This is a genomic window from Rhizobacter sp. (genome assembly GCF_031412495.1).
Classification (GTDB): Bacteria; Pseudomonadota; Gammaproteobacteria; order Burkholderiales; family Burkholderiaceae_C; genus Schlegelella_A.
Window position 1 is genome coordinate 1 of sequence record NZ_JANODC010000014.1, and the last position, 3297, is coordinate 3297.

At 65.9% G+C, this 3297-nt stretch carries 5 protein-coding genes; all 5 read left to right on the top strand.

The window, feature by feature from the left end:
• On the top strand, positions 1-1326 hold a 1326-nt coding region (locus AC30N0_RS00620; protein ID WP_489516009.1), incomplete at its 5' end, for a cbb3-type cytochrome c oxidase subunit I.
• A 10-nt stretch (positions 1327-1336) separates the two neighbouring features.
• Positions 1337-1450, top strand: coding sequence for a cytochrome oxidase small assembly protein (locus tag AC30N0_RS00625; protein WP_489516013.1), 114 nt, complete (start codon positions 1337-1339; stop codon positions 1448-1450).
• 14 nt (positions 1451-1464) lie between these two features.
• Positions 1465-2097 carry a cytochrome c oxidase assembly protein gene (locus tag AC30N0_RS00630; protein ID WP_489516010.1) on the top strand — a complete coding sequence of 211 codons (633 nt, stop codon included), beginning with the start codon at positions 1465-1467 and terminating at the stop codon, positions 2095-2097.
• The gene (locus AC30N0_RS00635) at positions 2094-2336 is read left to right on the top strand and encodes a DUF2970 domain-containing protein (protein WP_489516011.1); all 243 of its coding nucleotides are present in this window, start codon (positions 2094-2096) and stop codon (positions 2334-2336) included. The genes AC30N0_RS00630 and AC30N0_RS00635 overlap by 4 nt, the downstream gene beginning before the upstream one ends.
• A gap of 34 nt (positions 2337-2370) precedes the next feature.
• Complete coding sequence (locus AC30N0_RS00640) at positions 2371-3255, top strand: cytochrome c oxidase subunit 3 (RefSeq protein WP_489516012.1); 885 nt, start codon at positions 2371-2373, stop codon at positions 3253-3255.
• Positions 3256-3297: the final 42 nt, after the last annotated feature.

Consider the following 3297-nt stretch of genomic DNA (forward strand, 5'->3'; position numbering starts at 1 on the left):
GCGCGGATGAACAACCTCTCGTTCTGGCTGCTCATCCCGGCGGCGATCATGATCGTCGGCTCGTTCTTCATGCCCGGCGGGGCACCGGCCGCGGGCTGGACGCTCTACGCGCCGCTGACGCTGCAGATGGGCCCCTCGATGGACGCGGGCATCTTCGCCCTGCACATCCTCGGCGCGAGCTCGATCATGGGCTCGATCAACATCATCGTCACGATCCTCAACATGCGCGCGCCCGGCATGACGCTGATGAAGATGCCGCTCTTCTGCTGGACGTGGCTCATCACCGCCTACCTGCTGATCGCCGTCATGCCGGTGCTCGCCGGCGCGATCACGATGACGCTCACCGACCGCCACTTCGGCACGTCGTTCTTCAACCCGGCGGGTGGCGGCGATCCGGTGATGTACCAGCACATCTTCTGGTTCTTCGGCCACCCCGAGGTCTACATCATGATCCTGCCGGCGTTCGGGATCATCAGCCAGGTGATCCCGGCGTTCTCGAGGAAGCGCCTGTTCGGCTACACCTCGATGGTGTACGCCACCGCGTCGATCGCGATCCTGTCGTTCATCGTCTGGGCGCACCACATGTTCGCCACCGGGATGCCGGTGACCGGGCAGCTCTTCTTCATGTACGCGACGATGCTGATCGCGGTGCCCACCGGCGTGAAGGTCTTCAACTGGATCGCCACCATGTGGCGCGGCTCCATGACCTTCGAGACGCCGATGCTGTGGGCGGTGGGCTTCATCATCGTCTTCACGATCGGCGGCTTCAGCGGCCTGATCCTGGCCGTGGCCCCGGTCGACATCCCGGTCCACGATACGTACTACGTGGTGGCGCACTTCCACTACGTGCTCGTCGCCGGGTCGCTCTTCGCGATGTTCGCCGGGGTCTACTACTGGGCCCCGAAGTGGACCGGCGTCATGTACAACGAAGCGCGCGGCAAGTTCCATTTCTGGAGCTCGCTCGTCTTCTTCAACGTCGCTTTCTTCCCGATGCACTTCCTCGGCCTGGCCGGCATGCCGCGTCGCTACGCCGACTACCCGCTGCAGTTCACCGACTTCAACATGCTGGCCACGGTCGCCGCCTTCGGCTTCGGCCTGTCGCAGGTGTACTTCTTCTTCTTCGTCGTCCTGCCGATGATGCGCGGCAAGGGCGAGCCGGCGCCGCAGCAGCCCTGGGAAGGCGCCGAAGGGCTCGAGTGGGAAGTGCCTTCGCCGGCGCCGTTCCACACTTTCGAGACGCCGCCGAGGCTGAACAACGCCGGCACGAAGATCCTGGGCGCGCACGTGCCCGGTCATGACCAGCCCGCCGCGGGCGCGCATGCCTGAGCCGCTGACGATGGCCCCGGAGCCGCAGCGGAGATCGAACCGACGCCTAGCGCTGGTGCTTGCCTCGGTCGCGCTGGTCTTCTTCGTCGGCTTCATCGTCAACCGCGTCCTGCTCGCTTCCTGAACCGGCCACCGTCCATGGCGCTTTCCTCCCTGGCCCGCGCGCGTGCGCTCGTCCTCGACAACCGGCGGATGGTGGCCAAGCTCGTGGTCGTGACGGCGCTCATGTTCGCGTTCGGCTATGCCCTGGTGCCGATCTACCGGACGATCTGCGAGGCGCTCGGCATCAACGTGCTCTCGCGCTCCGAGCTGCAGTTCGTTGAGAACGGCGGCGCCCCGGCGAAGAACACGCAGGTGGATCGCAGCCGCACGGTGACGGTCGAGTTCGATGCGAACGCGCGCGGCCCGTGGGACTTCAAGCCGGCGCAGGCCTCGATCGATGTCCACCCGGGCGAGATCGCGACCGTCATGTACCGGTTTCGCAACCGGCAGAACCGGACCATGGCGGCGCAGGCGTTTCCGAGCTACACACCGACGCCGGCGATGGCGCACTTCAAGAAGATCGAGTGCTTCTGCTTCACCGAGCACGTGCTGAAGCCGGGCGAGTCGAAGGAGTGGCCGGTGGTCTTCGTGATCGATCCGAAGCTGCCCAGGGATGTGCGGACCATCACCCTGTCGTACACGTTCTTCGAAGTCGGCGGCAAGATTCCCGCCGAGCCCGCGACCTCGGTCCGCGCGATGCCGCTTCCCGGCGACGCCAAGCCGCTATGAACGCCGGTTCCGACAGCGGCCTTCGCGGCGCGGCCCGGCGCAAGGGATCGTTCGTGCGCACCTTTGGCGCCGTCGCCTGGTCGTTCTTCGGCGTGCGCAAGTCGAGCGACCTCGACCGCGACGTGAGCGAGCTCAACCCGGTCCACGTCGTCATCGCCGCGATCGTCGCCGCTGCCCTCTTCATCGCAGCCCTGGTGGCCCTCGTCGGCTGGGTGATCCGCAGCGGCATCGCGGCCTGAAATCAATGCATCTGGAAATCGCGGGAGCAATCACATGTCGGCAGTGACGCACGCGGGCACGCAGCCCTACTACTTCGTTCCGGCGCCGTCGCGGCACCCGGCGATGGCCGCTTTCGGCCTGCTGCTCGTGATCTACGGCGGCACCCACTGGGTCAACGGAGACGGCTGGGGCGCGTGGGTGGTGCTGGCCGGCTTCGCCTTCTGGGTCTTCGTGCTGCAGAGCTGGTTCCGCGACGCTGTCGGCGAGAGCGAAGGCGGCCTCTACGGCTCGCGCATCGACGTCTCCTACCGCTGGAGCATGAGCTGGTTCATCTTTTCCGAGGTGATGTTCTTCGGCGCCTTCTTCGGCGCGCTCTACTGGGCCCGCGTCCTTTCCGTGCCGGCGCTCGGCGACATCGACAACGCCATCCTGTGGCCCGATTTCAAGGCGGTGTGGCCGAGCTCGGCGCCGGGCTACACGGCGTCGCCGGCCGGCATCGTCGAGCCCTTCTCGACGATCGGGCCGTGGCCGATCCCGACCATCAACACGGCGATCCTGCTCACCTCGGGCGTGACGGTGACGATCGCGCACCACGCGCTGATCGCCAACAACCGGACCCGCACGATCCTGTTCATGTGGATCACGGTGCTGCTCGGCGTCCTCTTCCTGGGCCTGCAGGCGTACGAATACATGCACGCCTACCAGGACCTGAATCTGAAGCTCAATTCCGGGATCTACGGTTCGACGTTCTTCATGCTGACCGGCTTTCACGGCTTCCACGTGTTCGTCGGCATGCTGATGCTGCTCTTCATCACGATCCGCATCATGCGCGGACACTTCACCCCGGAGCGCCACTTCGGCTTCGAGGGCGCGGCGTGGTACTGGCACTTCGTCGACGTCGTCTGGCTCGGCCTGTACGTCGTGGTTTACTGGCTGTAGCCGACGCGATCTTGCTCGCGCGGACGTCGTCCGCGCGACCTT

What these genes read in the sequence shown, in the direction of transcription:
- AC30N0_RS00630 (WP_489516010.1), top strand. Translation starts at nt 1,465, where the DNA reads ATGGCGCTTTCCTCCCTGGCCCGCGCGCGTGCGCTCGTCCTCGACAAC.
- AC30N0_RS00625 (WP_489516013.1), top strand. Translation starts at nt 1,337, where the DNA reads ATGGCCCCGGAGCCGCAGCGGAGATCGAACCGACGCCTAGCGCTGGTG.
- AC30N0_RS00640 (WP_489516012.1), top strand. Translation starts at nt 2,371, where the DNA reads ATGTCGGCAGTGACGCACGCGGGCACGCAGCCCTACTACTTCGTTCCG.
- AC30N0_RS00635 (WP_489516011.1), top strand. Translation starts at nt 2,094, where the DNA reads ATGAACGCCGGTTCCGACAGCGGCCTTCGCGGCGCGGCCCGGCGCAAG.